The organism is Staphylococcus sp. EG-SA-2 (assembly GCF_017152085.1).
This window is the reverse complement of sequence record NZ_JACYHC010000643.1, coordinates 1-2,230: the sequence shown is the minus strand read 5'-3', so window position 1 is coordinate 2,230 and position 2,230 is coordinate 1. Positions and strand designations below refer to the sequence as shown.

Below are 2,230 nucleotides of genomic sequence, written 5' to 3'. Positions count from 1 at the left end.
TTTATTCATGTGCCATACATACCAGAGCAGGTCATTGGTAAACCCGATACACCATCTATGCCATTAGAAAAGATAGTTGCAGGTTTGACTGCAGCCATTGAAGCTATTTCTAATGATGAGGATTTACGTATAGCTCTAGGCACAACGGAATAGTTATAAATGCACAAACAAAAGCACCCTAATTTGTTAGTTTAAGTCTAACTTTAGGGTGCTTTTGGATGATTGGTATACAGTTTTACTATAATGATGTATTTTAGCTAAACGACATTGTTTAGTCTTCTTTTTTTAACTTCCTAAAATTTACAAATGTATAAATAATAAATGCTATATTTAGAATGATGAGTATACTTACTGAAACTAAATTAAAAGTGTCTGGTTCTTTACTAAAGATAGCTGCTATCCTTGCTATCAAACTTGGCAATGAAATTACCAACACGATGAGCGCATAAATTTTCTGTTTAATTAAAATACAAATTACAATAAGCGCAATTAAAAGTACTAACCCAACGATGAAACTCTGTTTGTCACTTAACTCAAAGAAACTATAGATAGGATATTTTTTAATAATCAAACCACCAAAAATCATCCATAAAAATACGACAATTCCATAAGTCACATTTATAACATACGTTATTTTTTGGTCACCAAATCGGACTAATGTATTGCGTAGAATCAGCATACCAATGACAACACCTAAAATAACGATACTAGCTATATAAAGTAAAAATGCAATTGTCACATCAAATGTACCCAAATCTAAAAACCTAGGAATTATAATGACTGCTAATATAAAAGAGAAGTACAAAGTAATATATTTATACAAACCGGTAGTAAGACTTATCTCAGGTGATAATTGATCAGCCATTGACTTAATCGGTGTATTAATAATTGAACTTGTATCTTCGTTATTTTTTTCAGCCATAGTTAAATGATCTTCGAGCTCTTCCAATAACTCTTCTACTTCTGCTTCAGTCTTACCTCTAAATAACAATTCAACACGTAATTTTTCTAAAAAATCTTGAGATTGTTTAGTTAACATCGTTTTCCCCTCCAAACAAGTTAATCATCCCTTTATTCAAAGCTTGCCATTTTGATTTAAATACTTTTAGTTCCTTTAAACCTGAATCGGTAATCGTATAGTATTTCCGCCTCGGGCCGCCATTACTAGATTTTTTTATTGTCGTATCAACGTATCCTTTTTTGTTTAAACGCATTAAAACTGGATAAATACTACCCTCACTTATCTCTGGAAACTCTTGATTCTTAAGTTTCGTCATAATTTCATATCCATACGTTTCGCCTTGGGCAATGAGACCTAATATCGCCCCATCTAAGAGACCTTTCATAATCTGATCTGACACTGACATTTTAATCACCTACTATCTTACATAATAAGATAGTACATTGAGAACTTTTCGTCAACTATCTTTTATTGTAAGGTAGTTGTTGTACACATTCCTTAAATGACTAACAACTTTGTTAATAGGGTAATACTTACGGAAGTATGTTTTATTTATGGGGGAGGAATTAATAATGACTACAAAAACAGTATTTGATGTCATTGATATGGGGTTAGGATATTTAGTAAATGTGTATGATGCTTGGAAAGTTGAAAAGGTACTTGATGATTATCATGAGCCTTTTTCTAATACCATTCATTGGCAATTTGGGCATGTATTAACAATTTTTGAATCGGCCTTAGCTGTTGCTGGTAAAGAGAATATTGATTTAAATATCTATAGACCTTTATTCGGAAATGGTTCGTCTCCAGATGAATGGAAGGATGAAGTACCGAGTATTGAAAAGATTTTAGAAGGTCTCCAAACATTACCTGAACGTGCACGAAATCTAACTGAAGATGATTTAGCAATTGAATTGAAACAACCAATTGTTGGTTGTAATAACTTAGAAGAGTTATTAGTATTAAATGCCATTCACATCCCACTTCATGCTGGTAAAATTGAAGAGATGTCTCGTATATTAAAAAATTTAAAATAAATATGTGCTTATTAACCGTTAACAACACGTTAACGGGTTTTTTATTTGTTTAAAAGGCCACTTTTTTGAATTTAATAAACACCATCTATACCAGTTCTTCACCGCTTCTCGAAAAATAATTATATTAATGATTTCGTTAATTTAATTTTATATTTAATTATTACTGTACATCTTTTGTAGTTAGCTTTATTCTTAAATTGAAATATGTATAAAACATAGAAAGAAGGACGTT

Annotated in this window: 4 protein-coding genes; 2 read left to right on the top strand and 2 right to left on the bottom strand. The window is 31.1% G+C overall.

Going from position 1 to position 2,230, the window contains the following annotated elements; translation table 11 throughout:
* On the top strand, positions 1–153 hold a 153-nt coding region (locus tag IDG60_RS11610; protein ID WP_481906090.1), incomplete at its 5' end, for a pyroglutamyl-peptidase I family protein.
* A 118-nt stretch (positions 154–271) separates the two neighbouring features.
* Here the strand turns inward: IDG60_RS11610 and IDG60_RS11605 are convergent.
* Entirely contained in the window at positions 272–1,039 is a 768-nt protein-coding gene (locus tag IDG60_RS11605; protein WP_000956429.1) for a membrane protein, read from the bottom strand.
* The gene (locus IDG60_RS11600; RefSeq protein ID WP_000116416.1) at positions 1,029–1,367 is read right to left on the bottom strand and encodes a PadR family transcriptional regulator; all 339 of its coding nucleotides are present in this window, start codon (positions 1,365–1,367) and stop codon (positions 1,029–1,031) included. The genes IDG60_RS11605 and IDG60_RS11600 overlap by 11 nt, the downstream gene beginning before the upstream one ends.
* 166 nt (positions 1,368–1,533) lie before the next feature.
* Here IDG60_RS11600 and bstA point away from each other — a divergent pair, with 166 nt between their 5' ends.
* Positions 1,534–1,998, top strand: a complete 465-nt coding sequence (gene bstA / locus IDG60_RS11595) for a bacillithiol transferase BstA (RefSeq protein ID WP_000208909.1) — start codon at positions 1,534–1,536, stop codon at positions 1,996–1,998.
* Positions 1,999–2,230 lie beyond the last annotated feature (232 nt).